The organism is Colwellia sp. MB3u-41 (assembly GCF_014076845.1).
In the GTDB taxonomy this organism is placed as follows: Bacteria; Pseudomonadota; Gammaproteobacteria; order Enterobacterales; family Alteromonadaceae; genus Colwellia_A.
Genome location: NZ_JACGUT010000076.1, coordinates 1 through 14,477, shown reverse-complemented (window position 1 = coordinate 14,477; position 14,477 = coordinate 1). Strand labels below are relative to the sequence as shown.

The window sequence follows — 14,477 nt, the reverse complement described above, 5'->3', positions numbered from 1 at the left end:
AAAATAAGCTTCCAACAAGTCTAAGTACCCTATTAGTGATTAATTTATCTCGAGGGGTAAAACTAATTCATCTTTACTTCATTATTATTGACCTTAATCAACAAAGACTGACTACAAGTTGTGGCATGCTCATTGTATCGTACTATTTGCGGCAGATACTTTACTGTAGAAGTAAGGTAGCTGTTCATTATTCTCACTTTAATACAGAGCATATTAGGCATTCTAATGGACATAGACTTTGACGAAATCACTTATTTGAAAAATCCAGGTCCTCTTGTACTAAAAGCTGATTATATTCAGTTCTTAATGACACTAACAGGACCTACAGTAATTGATATTACTGGTGATAATGAGGATAAATGTCGTGTTTTTACGACATTGCTTCATGGTGATGAGCCTTCGGGATTAATTGCTATGCACCGTTGGTTAACCGCTAACGACAAACTACCTGTTTCTACCACCCATGTTAGATTTATTATTTGTTCGGTTGAAGCCGCGACTATGTCGCCAATATTTAGTCGACGCTATCTTGATGGAGGGAAAGATATTAATCGCTGTTTTTCTGATGATGCCACTGGAAATTGTGGCTTTTGTCGTCGCGCTTTACTTATTGAGCAAGCCATTAAAGAGGTGACACCTGAAATTGTAGTCGATTTACATAACTGTGCGGGGTCTGGTCCGGCTTTTGCGGTAGCACCAATAATCACTCCTGAAACATTATCAATAACCTCTTATTTTTGCCAAACGATCATTTTATCGGGTTTGCAGTTGGGCACGTTAATGGAGCAAAAGTTCGATTGTCCGATGATAACGGTTAAATGTGGTGGTAGTAGCGACGAGCAGTCTCATCATGTGGCTTACGAAGGTTTAAAGCAATTAACCCTAAACGAAGAGTCGAAAAATTTTCAACAAAACAGATCGGTTGATATTATTTATAAACCCTTACGTTTGGTGTTACAACCAAACACAGGCTTATCTTATGACGATCATGATGAAGGGTTTACTGGGGTTTGTATAAAATCAAATATTGAACAGCTAAATTATGGTATTTCTCGAAAAGATCAAATGCTAGGCTGGGTTGATGACAAAGGACTTAATAATTTTGAACTCATTAATGAGCATGGCAATAACGTTATAAATGATTATTTTTGCTGTAAAAAAAATATTTTCAGATGTGGAGTTGATTTACGTATTTTTATGGCAACACATAATAGAACTATCGCTTTAAGTGATTGCCTGTTTTATGTCGTTAAAATGAATGGATAATAAAGTTTACTAAATATAAAAGGTTTTTTACACAAGTTAGCCGTTCGTTGTGCAAACAAGCGTCATGTTTATTCAGTTGAAGAAAACAATACTTGGAAAAAATATCTGCTACTCGGCAAGGTTGCAGCTTATATATTTATGGTGATAACACCACACAATTTCCTTAGTGGAACATCCTTCAAAATCTGAAGTTATTGCGGCAATAAATTCAAGGAAAAATGCTATAATTACGTTAGAATGCCTGCCACTTTATCTCTGCACAATTATTGAGACCCTGTTTTGATAGATTTTACGTTACTTGCCCTTTTTATTCCGACTATTTTTCTTATTTCTATATCACCGGGTATGTGCATGACACTAGCAATGACTCTAGGCATTTCTGTGGGTTATAAAAAAACGCTTTGGATGATGTGGGGTGAATTACTTGGTGTTGCTCTTGTAGCTATTGCCGCAGCTTTAGGTGTAGCGAAAATAATGTTCAGCTACCCTGAGATTTTTACTCTTTTAAAAATTTTTGGAGCGGGTTACTTAACGTATATAGCTATTAATATGTGGCAAGCCAAAGGTAAACTCGCTATTGACATAAAAGGAGAAAATGCAAGAGTAAGCAAGCAAAGATTATTGCAACAAGGCTTCATTACAGCAATATCTAACCCTAAAGGCTGGGCTTTTATGGTATCTTTGTTACCACCCTTCATAAATAGCCAACAATCATTAGTGCCACAACTTATTGTTCTTGTGGCGATAATTCTTATGTCAGAGTTTATTTGCATGACATTATATGCGACAGGCGGCAAAACACTGGCGCGATATTTAACAAAAAACAATAAAATATCACACCTTAATAAAATATCAGCTTGTTTAATGATGATTGTCGCACTTTGGCTTTTATTAGGCTAATCAGGTACTAAAAACGAGTAGAATGAAAATCAATAAAGAAAGTTGTTGGTACCTTGCTTTTACTGGCGACTTTATTTTCTATTGTTAACCATAACCGCCATATCATCTTATCCTCAGAGCAACTGCCCAACATTGTTTGTGCAAGAAAATAAGCGCTGTTTTTTTTAACTTCTTTGTTAAAAAACAGGGGTATCTTGCCCATAAACATGGTTTTTCCTTCCATATAGCCAACAACACTATATGAGTTTTCAGAGCGGATATTATCGTTAAATAGATGATCTTTTTTAAATTCCACTCGTATACTAAAGGGTAATTCTGTCAGGACTTTGTCGACGTTAAACGTAACTAAAAGCGTGCCAAATGTAGTATCAACTTCACAAGTACTTTGTGAAGTAATGCATTGAAATGGTTGCTTTGGTTTTTCAATGACATGATTAGGTTCGCAGCCAGCGCTACTGAAGAAAAAAGAAACGATAAATAGTCTTTTATATATTGATATTTTAATGGGAAATACTCTCTTTAATACTTTATGTGTATTATTTATACAAAGCCTTGAAATATTATTGATCTACAACAACATTCACTGCATATTTTAATGACTTTTCACTACAAAATTATTACTATATACCGGAGATTTTTTATCGTTAGGTGAAATTTTATTTTTCAATGATAACTGTCACTAGTACTTAGTTTTCTTAAGTAGAAAAAATCGATTTACGTTTATAAATATAACTGCGGAAACCATAACATGTCACAAAGTAATGCGTCATCAGTAGACTACAATTTTGATGTTGTACGTCAATTTACTGTAATGACAGTAATATGGGGAATCTTCGGTACGCTTGTTGGTGTTTTAATTGCGGCTCAGTTAATTTGGCCTGCTTTAAATTTTGAAACACCTTGGTTAACCTATTCCCGTCTTCGTCCACTACATACTAATGCTGTTATCTTTGCATTCGGTACAAGTGCCCTATTTGCTACTTCTTATTATGTTGTTCAAAGAACCTGTAAAACAACACTATTTGGCGGCAAACTTGCTTCATTTACCTTCTGGGGATGGCAATTAGTTATTGTACTTGCTGCAATCACCCTTCCTATGGGTTATACCTCAAGTAAAGAATATGCTGAATTAGAATGGCCCATTGATATTTTAATTGCTGTTGTATGGATTAGTTATGCCATTGTTTTCTTTGGAACGCTTGTTAAACGTAAAACGTCTCATATTTATGTCGCTAATTGGTTCTTCGGTGGCTTTATTCTTACTGTTGCCGTATTACACATTGGTAATTCAATGGTGATTCCTGTTTCTATGATGAAGTCTTACTCAATATACTCGGGTGCGATTGATGCAATGATGCAGTGGTGGTACGGACACAATGCCGTTGGTTTCCTATTGACTGCAGGTTTCTTAGGTATAATGTATTATTTCGTACCAAAACAGGCTGAACGCCCAGTTTACTCTTATCGTTTATCTATTGTTCATTTTTGGGCATTAGTCTCATTATACATATGGGCAGGCCCTCATCACCTTCATTATACGGCACTTCCTGATTGGGCTCAATCTGTAGGTATGGTAATGTCTATCGTGTTATTCCTTCCTTCTTGGGGTGGTATGATAAACGGTATAATGACGCTTTCAGGTGCATGGCATAAACTTCGTCATGACCCCATTTTACGTTTTCTGATTGTTTCATTGTCTTTTTACGGTATGTCTACCTTTGAGGGACCAATGATGGCGATTAAATCTGTAAATGCGTTATCTCATTATACAGATTGGACTATCGGTCATGTTCATTCTGGTGCTTTAGGTTGGGTAGCAATGGTTTCAATTGGCGCTATGTATCACTTAATTCCAGTACTCTTTAATCAAGGTCGTATGTACAGTATTAAATTAATCAATGTGCATTTTTGGTTACACACAACGGGTATCGTTTTATACATAGTTGCTATGTGGATATCAGGTGTTATGCAGGGGTTAATGTGGAGAGCTGTTAATACAGACGGTACGTTAACTTACAGTTTTGTTGAAAGTTTAACGGCTTCATATCCATTCTACTTTATTCGTTTCGTTGGTGGAGTGTTAGTTGTCGCTGGTTTCTTATTGATGGCTTACAACATGTTCAAAACTATCTATGCTAAAGACGACAGTCTTAAGCCTGTAGCAATAGGTTAGGAGGCCGACTATGAAAAATAAACATGAAAAATTTGAAAAAAGTGTTGGTTTGTTTGCGATTTTCACTGTTCTCGCGATAAGTATCGGTGGTTTAGTAGAAATAACCCCGTTATTTTTTCAAAAAGCAACCACTACGCCTGTTGATAATCTTAGACCTTATACCGCATTAGAGATGGAAGGTCGTGATATTTATATCCGTGAAGGTTGTAACGTTTGTCACAGTCAAATGATCCGCCCCTTTCGTGCTGAAACAGAGCGTTACGGTCATTACTCTGTTGCTGGTGAAGGCGTTTGGGAACACCCTTTTTTATGGGGTTCTAAACGTACTGGTCCTGATTTAGCCCGTGTTGGTGGTCGTTATAGTGATGATTGGCATAGAGCTCATCTACTTGACCCTCGGTCAGTAGTTCCAGAATCAAACATGCCTTCATTTAAATGGTTAGCTGAAAACAAGTTAGATGGTGAATTAACCGAAAAGAAATTAACAACATTTAATTTCTTAACGCGCAATCGCAGCCATAAAGATGAACAAGGTAATCGTATACCGTTATATTCTGCAGATGATTTAGCTGGTGCTAAAGCGGCTGTTAAAGATAAAACGGAAATGGAAGCTCTTATTGCTTATTTGCAATCTCTCGGTCATGCGTTGAAATAATGATGATAGATTATGGCACCCTCAGAGGGTTAATAGCTTTATTAATATTGGCACTATTTATTATTATTGTGGTTTGGTCTTATTCTAAAAAGCGTAAAAACGCTTTTGATGAAGCAGCAAACTCTATCTTTGAAGAAGATAAAGAAAAGACTGAACTTAGTGACGTAAATAGCAAACAGGAGAGTAATAAAAATGTCTAGCTTCTGGAATATATGGGTTTGGGTTCTCACCCTAGGTACGTTAGTGGGTTGTTTTACACTTCTACGCTATTGTTTAAAGAACTTTGCAGGTGTTCCTGAAGGTGAGTCAATGGGACACACTTTTGATGGTATCGAAGAATTAAACAATCCATTACCACAATGGTGGAGTACATTCTTCTTGTTAACCATTATCTGGGCTTTTGGTTACCTAGCGCTCTATGGTTTAGGTAATTGGACAGGCTTTATTGGTTGGAAAAGTTCTAACCAAGGGATTTTGAGTCTCGCTGAGTCAAAGGCACAAGTAATCGCTGCAAAAGAAAATGGCTATTTAGTACAATACGATCGAGAAATTGAAGCCGCTGACATAAAGTACGGTCCAATTTTTGATGGCTATGCCGCACGTACTATTGAAGATCTTGCCACTGATAAAGAAGCGTTAAAAGTGGGTCAACGCCTATATTTACAAAACTGTTCTCAATGTCACGGGTCAAATGCAAGTGGTACAACCGGCTTTCCTAACCTAACAGATAAAGACTGGTTATACGGTGGTGATCCTCAATCAATTAAACATTCTCTCTTATACGGTCGTAATGCTAATGGCATGATCGCTTGGGGCGCAGCATTAGGCGGTGACCAAGGCGTAAAAGAGGTTACCGCTTATGTATTGAGTTTGAGTGGTCGTGAAGTTGACGTTGCAAGTGCAGCGGCAGGTAAAGAAAAATTTGCATTATGTGCATCTTGTCATGGTGCTGACGGTAAAGGCAGTTTAGCGATGGGTATTCCATTGGGTGCGCCAAACTTAACCGACAACATTTGGCTATATGGTGGTTCTCAACGAGCCGTTGAGTCATCTATTAAAAATGGTCGAGCTGGTGTAATGCCCGCATGGAAAGATATTTTAGGTGAACAAAAAATACATCTTGTTAGTGCCTATGTGTACAGTTTATCACAAAAATAACTGCGCTTAATTAGTCTCAATGTAAAGGCCTTGCCGTATTATTACCGCAAGGCTTTTTTATATTTTCCAAGCCAAGAATAGTTAGTAAATTGATCGTTTTTTAATAGTTCCCAATAGAAAAAAGTCGTATAATACAATCACTTTTATCAACTGAAATTTTTACATGAAAACATCTTGGTATAAAGAGCCTTGGGCTTGGTTCGTTTTTATTCTCCCTGCTACTGCGGTTGTTGCTGGTATTTCGACTTACTTTATTGCTAACCATAATCCCGATCCATTAGTCGTGGGTGATTACTATAAAAAAGGTAAAGCAATTAACCTAGAAGTCTCTAAAGTAAAGCTTGCCCAAAAATTAGGGATGCGCTTTGCATTAAAACTGCAAGATAACGAATTAATTATCAAACCTACCGGTATTGATAAAGTATTCCCGGTGTTAAATCTTAATTTTTATCACCCCACTCTTGCTGATAGAGATTTCTATTTAGCACTCACGCCTGACGGTAATGGCTATTTTAGGCATGTATTTGATGAAACAGTAAAGGGAAAGTGGCGCTTAACTATGACTCCTTTTGAAAATCACTGGAAAATTCAAAACACGATTACCTTACCCCAAAGCGAGTTTATCGATATTATTCCTAATATCAGAGAAGCAAACTAATATCGTATAGCTTCTTCTAATTTAGGTGCAGGGCAACCTCACCTAAGCTATAAAAATAGTAAACAGGTATATAATACTCCTTATTTCTTTGGCTATGAATATATGAAAACACTTTGTTATCACTGCGGTGAAATTGTCCCCAATGGCCTAAATTTATCATTGAAAATAGAGCAGACCCAACAGCCAATGTGCTGTATTGGTTGTCAGTGTGTTGCACAAGCAATTGTTGATAACGGTTTAGGTGAGTATTATCGCTTTAGAACAGCACCCGCACAAAAAGGTGAACCACTGATACCTGAGCAGTTACAACGTAATAAGCTGCTTGATGATGACGACTTACAAAGTGAATTTACTTATAAAACCGATGACTATAACGAGGCTATTCTTACCGTTGATGGCATAAGCTGCGCAGCTTGCGCTTGGCTTATAGAAATGCAACTTATCAAGGTTAAGGGATTAATCAACATAAATGTTAATGCCACAACACAGCGCGCGACAATTCGTTGGGATAATAATAACGTTCAATTGAGTGAGTTGATTAACCGTATTGCCAAAATTGGTTACCAAGCACTCCCATTCAAAGCAAGTACCGCAGAACAACTGAACAAAACTCAAAGTAATAATTACATCAAGCGTTTAGGTATTTCTGGCATTTTGATGATGCAGGTGATGATGATTGCCTTTGGATTATACTTTGGCGCTTTTTCAGGCATGGATGAGTACAACTTAATATACTTACGTTATGCAAGCTTATTTTTAACCATTCCTATTGTTACTTATGGCGCGTTACCCTTTTACAAAGGCGCGATTAATGCGTTAAAGATAAAGCGCTTATCGATGGATGTACCAGTCGCTATCGCTATTTCTCTCGCATTTTCAGCCAGTGCATGGGCGACCATCACTCAGCAAGGTGAAGTCTATTTTGAATCTGTGTCAATGTTCACCTTTTTATTGCTTATTGGTAAATTTTTAGAATTTAGAGCACGAAGTCGTGCAGCCGAAGTTTCAGCTAACTTGCTTAAGCTAATGCCAATGACGGCAACAAAGCTCATTAATGAAGACGGTATCAAAAAAGAAATACTGGTTCCTGCCAAAAAGCTTTGCCCTCTTGATATTGTTTTGATAAAACCTGGGGAAGTTGTCCCTGCCGACGGCACCATTATCTCTGGTAGTAGCCAGCTTAATGAAGCCATGTTATCAGGCGAGCAATTACCCTTAAATAAAGCCGTGGGCGATATAGTCTTTGCCGGTACTATAAATGGTGACGGTAATATTAACGTTGAAGTAAAACACCCTAGTGAGCATTCTTTTTTAAGCCAACTCATACGATTAAGTGAATCATCTCAAGCACATAAGCCTAAATTAGCGAAATTATCAGATAAAATAGCACAATATTTTGTTGCCGTTATTTTACTGACCGCCATAGGTACCGCTCTATACTGGCATCAACATTTACCTGAGGAAGCCTTTTGGATCACCTTGTCTGTTCTTGTTGCTACCTGTCCCTGCGCTTTGTCTCTTGCCACACCCACTGCGTTAACATGTGCGACCACACGCTTAAACCGTGAAGGCATCATGATAAAATCAGCACATGTCATGGAGACATTACCCAAGATAACCACCATTGCCTTTGATAAAACCGGTACCTTAACCTCGGGTGATTTTTCTATTAATCAAACTCAACTTTTTGATAATGAGCATTATAAATATAGTGAACAGCAGGTTTTATCTATAGCAGCCGCACTTGAGTCTTATTCAGAACACCCCTTAGCCAAACCGTTTAAATTATTCCGTGATTATTCATACACCACTGAACAGGTAGAAATTAAATCTGGTTTTGGCATTCAGGGTAAGGTAAATGATAAATACTATCGGATCGGTAAACCACAATGGCTGCTAAGTGACACAAACAAATCAACTGAATTTGAAACCGCTTCATGTTTATTATTAGAAGATAATGAATTAATAGCTGCATTTTATTTAACCGATGAGATCCGTGAAGATGCTAAAAATCTCTTAGGTAATTTGAAGAAGAAAAATATACATACCATTATGCTATCAGGTGATCACGCCGTGGGATGTAACAAAGTTCAAGCATTACTTCATTTAGATGAAGTACACTGTACTTTGTCGGCGACAGATAAAATGGCGATTATTAAGCAACAACCCAATGGTTCAACCATTGCGATGGTGGGAGACGGCGTAAATGATACCCCGGTGTTTGGTGCAGCTCATATTTCTATTGCGATGGGTAGTGGTACTGATATAGCTAAAAGTGGCGCAGACGTTATTTTATTGAATAATCGTTTAAAGTCAGTAACAACGCTGACACGTGTCGCCAGTAAAACCCGCCGTATCATTTGGCAAAACTATTTATGGGCATTTGGTTATAATGCTATCGTATTACCACTTGCCGTAGCAGGTTTCATTACTCCATACATGGCTGTAATAGGCATGTCGGCGAGTTCAATATTAGTCATCACCAATTCATTACGTTTACTCAAAAAATAATCGTGACACAAAAATAGAGAATAAAGACAATGAGCATTATTTATATTTTAATCCCTATTGCGATAATACTAACGGCCTTAGCCATATATCTATTTTTTTGGGCAGTAAAAACTGAACAATTTGATGATTTAGAAAAACAAGGCATGAGTATTTTATTTGATGATAACAACGATAAAAGCGCTGAGAATTCGCCTGAAGCTAACGGTATAGAAAAAAAAGACAATGATACGGGTATTAAGTAACTAATATGCTAAGTATTGATTATTTATCTGCTTTTATCATTGGCTTATTAGGTTCGGGCCATTGCATTGGTATGTGTGGTGGCATAACCACTATGCTAACATCAGCTATATCGCCTCAACATAAGGTAAGTGATCAATTTAAACTGGTCAGTGCTTATAATTTTGGCCGTATTTTTTCTTATACCTTAATTGGTGGTATTGTTGGATTTAGTAGTTCGATTGCTGCAAAAAATATTGGTGTACCCTTAGGTTTTCTTCGACTGTTCGCGGCAGTATTTTTAATATTACTGGGCTTATACTTGGGTCAATGGCTAATGTGGCTATCGAAAGTTGAAAAAATAGGTAAAGTCTTCTGGCGCTTTTTATCACCATTAAGTAAGAGGTTTATCCCTGTAAAAAATACTAAACAAGCTTTAGCATTAGGCGCTATTTGGGGATGGTTACCTTGTGGTTTAGTTTATTCAACCCTAACTTGGTCTTTAGCGAGCGGTAGTACCCTAACTGGCGCCTTGATAATGACATGTTTTGGTTTAGGTACCTTACCGGCGTTGTTGAGTATTTCATTAGGTTCTTTTGGAATAAAGTCTTTGTTAACTAACATGAAATTTAAAAAAATAATGGCCTTTATGATAATTATGTATGGAATATACAGTTTAATGATTGCATATCAACAGTTGTTTTAATATGATCGAAATTATTAAAGATAAATAAATCATTTAGGTTAATATGTATAAAAAGCCATGTTCTACATCTCAGCACATTCATTGTCAAAATTGTAGTATCAGTGAGCTATGTTTACCGTTTTCTTTAAATGAGAAAGAACTTGATACGCTAGACAGTATTATAGACCGTAAACGCCCTATTCATAAAGGTGAACAAATCTTTCAAGATGGCGATAAAATGCAAGCTTTATACGCTATTCGCTCTGGGACATTTAAAACATTCACGGTAAATGAACAAGGCGAAGAACAAATTACCGGTTTTCATTTAGCCGGCGATTTATTAGGTTTCGATGCTATTGCTGAATCAGAACACCCTAGCTTTGCAAAAGCGCTAGAAACATCAATGGTTTGTGAAATACCCTACAACACACTTGATGCATTATCGAATACTATGCCAAAGTTAAAAAAACAAATTCTGCGCATGATGAGTTCGGAAATACGCTCAGATCAGGAAATGTTAACCTTACTTAATCGTAAAAATGCTGAACAACGCTTGGCGACATTTATCTCAACACTGGCGAGTCGTTATCATGCGCGAGGGATGTCAGCAACGGACTTCCGCTTAACTATGACGAGAAGCGATATTGGTAATTATATTGGCCTAACGGTAGAAACCATTAGCCGATTATTAAATCGTTTCCAAAAAAATGAATTAATTGGTGTCGAAGGTAAGCTTATTACTATTTTAGATATGGATAAACTTAACGAGTGTGCTTCACTTTAGTTTCTATATAAATTTATAAAAAATGCTTAACACTGATTATGTTGAGCATTTTTTTATTGAAATATTATGATGTAAAGCAAATAACATGTACCAAATATAGTCTATTGTTAATGTTATTAGTATTTAATGCGTTACGGAGTAAATGTATGGAAAAGTATAAAAAAATATTAGCCGTTATTGACCCAACCACTGAAAATCAAAAAGCATTAAAGCGTGCTATTGAATTAGCTCGCTATAGTGGTGGAGAAATCACCGCATTTTTAACCATTTATGATTTATCTTATGAAATGACGACGATGCTTTCTGGCGAAGAACGTGAAGCAATGCGCCAGTCTGTTATTAATGGTCATCAGCAATGGTTAGCAGAAAAAATTTCTAAAATTAATCACGAAAATATTAACATAGACATTTGTATTATTTGGCATAACCGTCCATTTGAGAAAATAATCAAAAAAGTGCTTGCTGAAAATTTTAATATTGTCATCAAAGGCACACATCAACACGATAAGCTAAAATCTGTTATTTTTACACCAACAGACTGGCATATTCTCAGAAAATGCCCTTGTCCAGTATTACTTGTTAAAGATCATAGCTGGCCAAGTGATGGTAATTTGCTTACCGCACTTAACATGGGCAGCGACGATGAAGAGCACAAAGCACTTAACAAAAAATTAACTCAAGAATCGATGGCTCTCTCATCGCTCATTAAAGCTAATATCCACTTAGTTAATTCTTACCCGGGTACGCCCGTAAATATTGCCATTGAAATCCCAGAGTTTAATGCCTGCGAATATAACGAGACCATGTTTAACCATCATAAAAGTGCAATGGAAAGTCATGCAAATAATTACAACATCCCCATTGAAAATACTTACGTGAAAGAGGGCTTACCTGAAGATGTTATTCAAAGTATCTCTAACGAGATCGATGCAGAATTAGTTGTTTTAGGTACCATTGGCCGTACAGGAATTTCAGCTGCATTGATCGGCAATACCGCAGAGCATGTAATTGACCGCTTAAACTGTGATGTATTAGCCATTAAACCCGATGGCTACATTTCGCCTCTGGCATAAGGTCTATTAGCATTAGGTTTAGATCTTTGAATATAAATTAAAAAGCCAAGAGTTTTCTTGGCTTTTTGCTATACTACGCGCCGTAAAAATCGATATTTTTTCATTATAAATAGCACTAGGAAACACTATGAGCGCTCAATCAGCGACACCAATAGCATCTTTAACAGCCAGCCAAAAAATACAGCTGAATAAACTTGAAAAACGCTTAAGACGCCATGTTGGTCAAGCTATCGCACAATATAATATGATAGAAGATGGCGATAAAATAATGGTTTGTGTCTCTGGGGGCAAAGATAGTTATGCCCTACTCGCTATTTTAATGTTGTTAAAAGAATCTGCACCCATTCATTTTGATATCGTGGCAGTTAACCTTGATCAAAAACAACCTGGTTTTCCTGAGCATATTTTGCCCGCATACCTAGAATCGTTAGGTGTTGAATATAAAATAGCGCAAGAAGATACCTATTCAATTGTTAAAGACAAAATCCCTGAAGGTAAAACCACTTGTAGTTTATGTTCTCGTTTACGCAGAGCCATTCTATACAAGGTCGCGGCAGAAATAGGCGCCACTAAGATTGCATTAGGCCACCATCGTGATGATATGGTTGAAACGTTAATGCTGAATATGTTCTATGGCGGAAAATTAAAATCGATGCCAGCAAAATTGGTCTCAGACAATGGCGAACATGTTGTGATTCGCCCACTAGCTTTTTGTAAAGAAGCCGAGTTAATACAATACGCTCAACTCAAAGCCTTCCCTATTATTCCTTGTAACTTATGTGGATCTCAACCTAATTTACAGCGTCAAAATATCAAGAAGATGCTACAAGACTGGAACGTAAATCACCCAGGACGAATTGAATCAATGTTTACAGCAATTCGTAACGTTGTGCCCTCACATTTATGCGATAGCGAATTATTTGACTTTAAATCGATCAATGCTCAATCAGGGGTTATCAATGGCGGTGATATCGCTTTTGATGATGAACTTATCGTTGCTCCTGTATTAGACGATAACATTAGTATTGAACATAATTCAAAAAACAATCTATCATTTAATAACGCATTGAATATTATCGAAATAAAATAATAATAATACCTGGTTAAAAACATGCTTGAAAAGCTTTTCAAATTAACGGAACACGGCACAAATGTAAAACAAGAAATCATTGCGGGTTTGACGACTTTTTTAACCATGGCTTACATTATTTTTGTTAACCCTGCGATGTTGGCAAATACAGGGATGGACCACGGGGCAATATTTGTTGCAACATGTCTTGCCGCTGCTATTGGCTGTTTTGTGATGGGATTGTTAGCTAATTACCCTATCGCATTGGCACCTGGTATGGGATTGAATGCCTTTTTCACCTACACCGTAGTGTTAGGAATGGGCTATAGCTGGCAAATCGCTTTAGCTGGTGTATTCATCTCTGGTTGTTTTTTTGTATTACTTAGCCTGTTTAATATTCGCGCATGGATCATCAACTCAATTCCACATTCATTACGTTTTGGCATTGCTGCTGGTATCGGATTATTTCTTGCTTTTATTGCCTTAAAGAATGCAGGTATTGTGGTGGACAGCCCCACGACACTATTAACATTAGGCGATATAACGTCTTTTCAAGCGGTGTTCGCCGCCATTGGATTATTTCTTATTGTTGGTTTGGTCAATCGAGGTATCAATGGTGCTGTCATGATATCGATACTCGTTATAACGGCATTGGGCATACTCATTGGTGATGTAAGCTACCAAGGTATTATATCTATGCCCCCCTCTGTACTGCTCACTTTTCTGCAGCTTGATATTATTGGCGCATTAGAAGTGAGTATGATGGGTGTTATATTTACTTTTTTTTGTAGATTTATTCGATACCTCAGGTACCTTAATTGCTGTGGCTCAACGTGGCAACCTTCTCGATGAAAATGGTAGTTTACCTCGTTTGGGCAAAGCACTGTTAGCGGACTCAACAGCAACAATTGCAGGTGCAGTACTTGGCTCTTCAACCACAACAAGTTATGTAGAAAGTACCGCGGGTGTTAGTGCCGTTGGGAGAACCGGGCTAACAGCCGTAACAGTAGGGGTTTTATTTTTATTGTCACTTTTGTTTTCTCCCCTTGCTGCGATGGTACCGGCTTATGCAACTGCTGACCCATAATTTTGCGTTGCGGTGTTAATGCTCGCAGGACTTGTTAATGTTGATTGGGATGATTTATCACAAGCGGTTCCTGTTGCAGTTATATGTATTACCATGCCTTTAAACTTCTCTATAGCTAATGGTATTGCTTTTGGTTTTATAAGTTATGTTGCTGTACGCTTTTTTAGCGGGCATTTTCAGAAACTTAATATGAGTTTAATCATACTGGTGAGTTTATTTTTAATTAAATTTATTTTTTT

At 37.2% G+C, this 14,477-nt stretch carries 14 protein-coding genes and 1 pseudogene; 14 read left to right on the top strand and 1 reads right to left on the bottom strand.

Annotation, left to right across the window (positions count from 1 at the left end):
• Positions 1 to 225: 225 nt before the first annotated feature.
• Positions 226 to 1,266, top strand: a complete 1,041-nt coding sequence (locus H4J73_RS09125; protein ID WP_182223423.1) for a succinylglutamate desuccinylase/aspartoacylase family protein — start codon at positions 226 to 228, stop codon at positions 1,264 to 1,266.
• Positions 1,267 to 1,545: 279 nt separating this feature from the next.
• Entirely contained in the window at positions 1,546 to 2,166 is a 621-nt protein-coding gene (locus H4J73_RS09120; protein ID WP_220460090.1) for a LysE family translocator, read from the top strand.
• Positions 2,167 to 2,173: 7 nt separating this feature from the next.
• Here the strand turns inward: H4J73_RS09120 and H4J73_RS09115 are convergent, their stop codons facing one another.
• Complete coding sequence (locus tag H4J73_RS09115; protein WP_182181188.1) at positions 2,174 to 2,461, bottom strand: hypothetical protein; 288 nt, start codon at positions 2,459 to 2,461, stop codon at positions 2,174 to 2,176.
• A 453-nt stretch (positions 2,462 to 2,914) separates the two neighbouring features.
• Between H4J73_RS09115 and ccoN the strand changes: the two genes are divergently transcribed.
• From ccoN to H4J73_RS09055, 12 genes and pseudogenes are all read left to right on the top strand, one after another.
• Positions 2,915 to 4,339, top strand: coding sequence for a cytochrome-c oxidase, cbb3-type subunit I (ccoN, locus tag H4J73_RS09110; RefSeq protein ID WP_182181189.1), 1,425 nt, complete (start codon positions 2,915 to 2,917; stop codon positions 4,337 to 4,339).
• A 10-nt stretch (positions 4,340 to 4,349) separates the two neighbouring features.
• Complete coding sequence (gene ccoO / locus H4J73_RS09105) at positions 4,350 to 4,994, top strand: cytochrome-c oxidase, cbb3-type subunit II (protein WP_182181190.1); 645 nt, start codon at positions 4,350 to 4,352, stop codon at positions 4,992 to 4,994.
• Positions 4,994 to 5,194 (top strand): CcoQ/FixQ family Cbb3-type cytochrome c oxidase assembly chaperone, encoded by a 201-nt coding sequence (locus H4J73_RS09100; RefSeq protein ID WP_259366705.1) that lies wholly within the window; start codon positions 4,994 to 4,996, stop codon positions 5,192 to 5,194. Before ccoO ends, H4J73_RS09100 begins: the two co-directional genes overlap by 1 nt.
• Positions 5,187 to 6,152: a cytochrome-c oxidase, cbb3-type subunit III gene (ccoP, locus tag H4J73_RS09095; protein ID WP_182181191.1), complete on the top strand. Its 966-nt coding sequence runs from the start codon at positions 5,187 to 5,189 to the stop codon at positions 6,150 to 6,152. Before H4J73_RS09100 ends, ccoP begins: the two co-directional genes overlap by 8 nt.
• A gap of 163 nt (positions 6,153 to 6,315) precedes the next feature.
• A complete protein-coding gene (locus H4J73_RS09090; protein ID WP_182181192.1) occupies positions 6,316 to 6,810 on the top strand; it encodes a FixH family protein in 495 nt (164 codons plus the stop codon).
• A gap of 102 nt (positions 6,811 to 6,912) precedes the next feature.
• Positions 6,913 to 9,321, top strand: coding sequence for a heavy metal translocating P-type ATPase (locus tag H4J73_RS09085; RefSeq protein ID WP_182181193.1), 2,409 nt, complete (start codon positions 6,913 to 6,915; stop codon positions 9,319 to 9,321).
• A 29-nt stretch (positions 9,322 to 9,350) separates the two neighbouring features.
• Entirely contained in the window at positions 9,351 to 9,563 is a 213-nt protein-coding gene (gene ccoS / locus H4J73_RS09080; protein ID WP_182181194.1) for a cbb3-type cytochrome oxidase assembly protein CcoS, read from the top strand.
• A gap of 5 nt (positions 9,564 to 9,568) precedes the next feature.
• Positions 9,569 to 10,246: a sulfite exporter TauE/SafE family protein gene (locus tag H4J73_RS09075; protein WP_182181195.1), complete on the top strand. Its 678-nt coding sequence runs from the start codon at positions 9,569 to 9,571 to the stop codon at positions 10,244 to 10,246.
• A 43-nt stretch (positions 10,247 to 10,289) separates the two neighbouring features.
• Positions 10,290 to 11,009, top strand: coding sequence for a fumarate/nitrate reduction transcriptional regulator Fnr (fnr, locus tag H4J73_RS09070; protein WP_182181196.1), 720 nt, complete (start codon positions 10,290 to 10,292; stop codon positions 11,007 to 11,009).
• A gap of 146 nt (positions 11,010 to 11,155) precedes the next feature.
• On the top strand, positions 11,156 to 12,082 hold the full coding sequence (gene uspE / locus H4J73_RS09065; RefSeq protein WP_182181197.1) for a universal stress protein UspE: 927 nt from the start codon (positions 11,156 to 11,158) through the stop codon (positions 12,080 to 12,082).
• Positions 12,083 to 12,209: 127 nt separating this feature from the next.
• The gene (gene ttcA, locus H4J73_RS09060) at positions 12,210 to 13,172 is read left to right on the top strand and encodes a tRNA 2-thiocytidine(32) synthetase TtcA (RefSeq protein WP_182181198.1); all 963 of its coding nucleotides are present in this window, start codon (positions 12,210 to 12,212) and stop codon (positions 13,170 to 13,172) included.
• Between the two features lie 21 nt (positions 13,173 to 13,193).
• Positions 13,194 to 14,477: pseudogene (locus H4J73_RS09055) on the top strand (NCS2 family permease); the annotation flags it as partial.

Excerpts from the sequence above, each read along its gene's own strand:
- H4J73_RS09125 (WP_182223423.1), top strand. The coding sequence starts at position 226 with ATGGACATAGACTTTGACGAAATCACTTATTTGAAAAATCCAGGTCCT.
- ccoN (WP_182181189.1), top strand. The coding sequence starts at position 2,915 with ATGTCACAAAGTAATGCGTCATCAGTAGACTACAATTTTGATGTTGTA.
- ccoO (WP_182181190.1), top strand. The coding sequence starts at position 4,350 with ATGAAAAATAAACATGAAAAATTTGAAAAAAGTGTTGGTTTGTTTGCG.
- H4J73_RS09100 (WP_259366705.1), top strand. The coding sequence starts at position 4,994 with ATGATGATAGATTATGGCACCCTCAGAGGGTTAATAGCTTTATTAATA.
- ccoP (WP_182181191.1), top strand. The coding sequence starts at position 5,187 with ATGTCTAGCTTCTGGAATATATGGGTTTGGGTTCTCACCCTAGGTACG.
- H4J73_RS09090 (WP_182181192.1), top strand. The coding sequence starts at position 6,316 with ATGAAAACATCTTGGTATAAAGAGCCTTGGGCTTGGTTCGTTTTTATT.
- H4J73_RS09085 (WP_182181193.1), top strand. The coding sequence starts at position 6,913 with ATGAAAACACTTTGTTATCACTGCGGTGAAATTGTCCCCAATGGCCTA.
- ccoS (WP_182181194.1), top strand. The coding sequence starts at position 9,351 with ATGAGCATTATTTATATTTTAATCCCTATTGCGATAATACTAACGGCC.
- H4J73_RS09075 (WP_182181195.1), top strand. The coding sequence starts at position 9,569 with ATGCTAAGTATTGATTATTTATCTGCTTTTATCATTGGCTTATTAGGT.
- fnr (WP_182181196.1), top strand. The coding sequence starts at position 10,290 with ATGTATAAAAAGCCATGTTCTACATCTCAGCACATTCATTGTCAAAAT.
- uspE (WP_182181197.1), top strand. The coding sequence starts at position 11,156 with ATGGAAAAGTATAAAAAAATATTAGCCGTTATTGACCCAACCACTGAA.
- ttcA (WP_182181198.1), top strand. The coding sequence starts at position 12,210 with ATGAGCGCTCAATCAGCGACACCAATAGCATCTTTAACAGCCAGCCAA.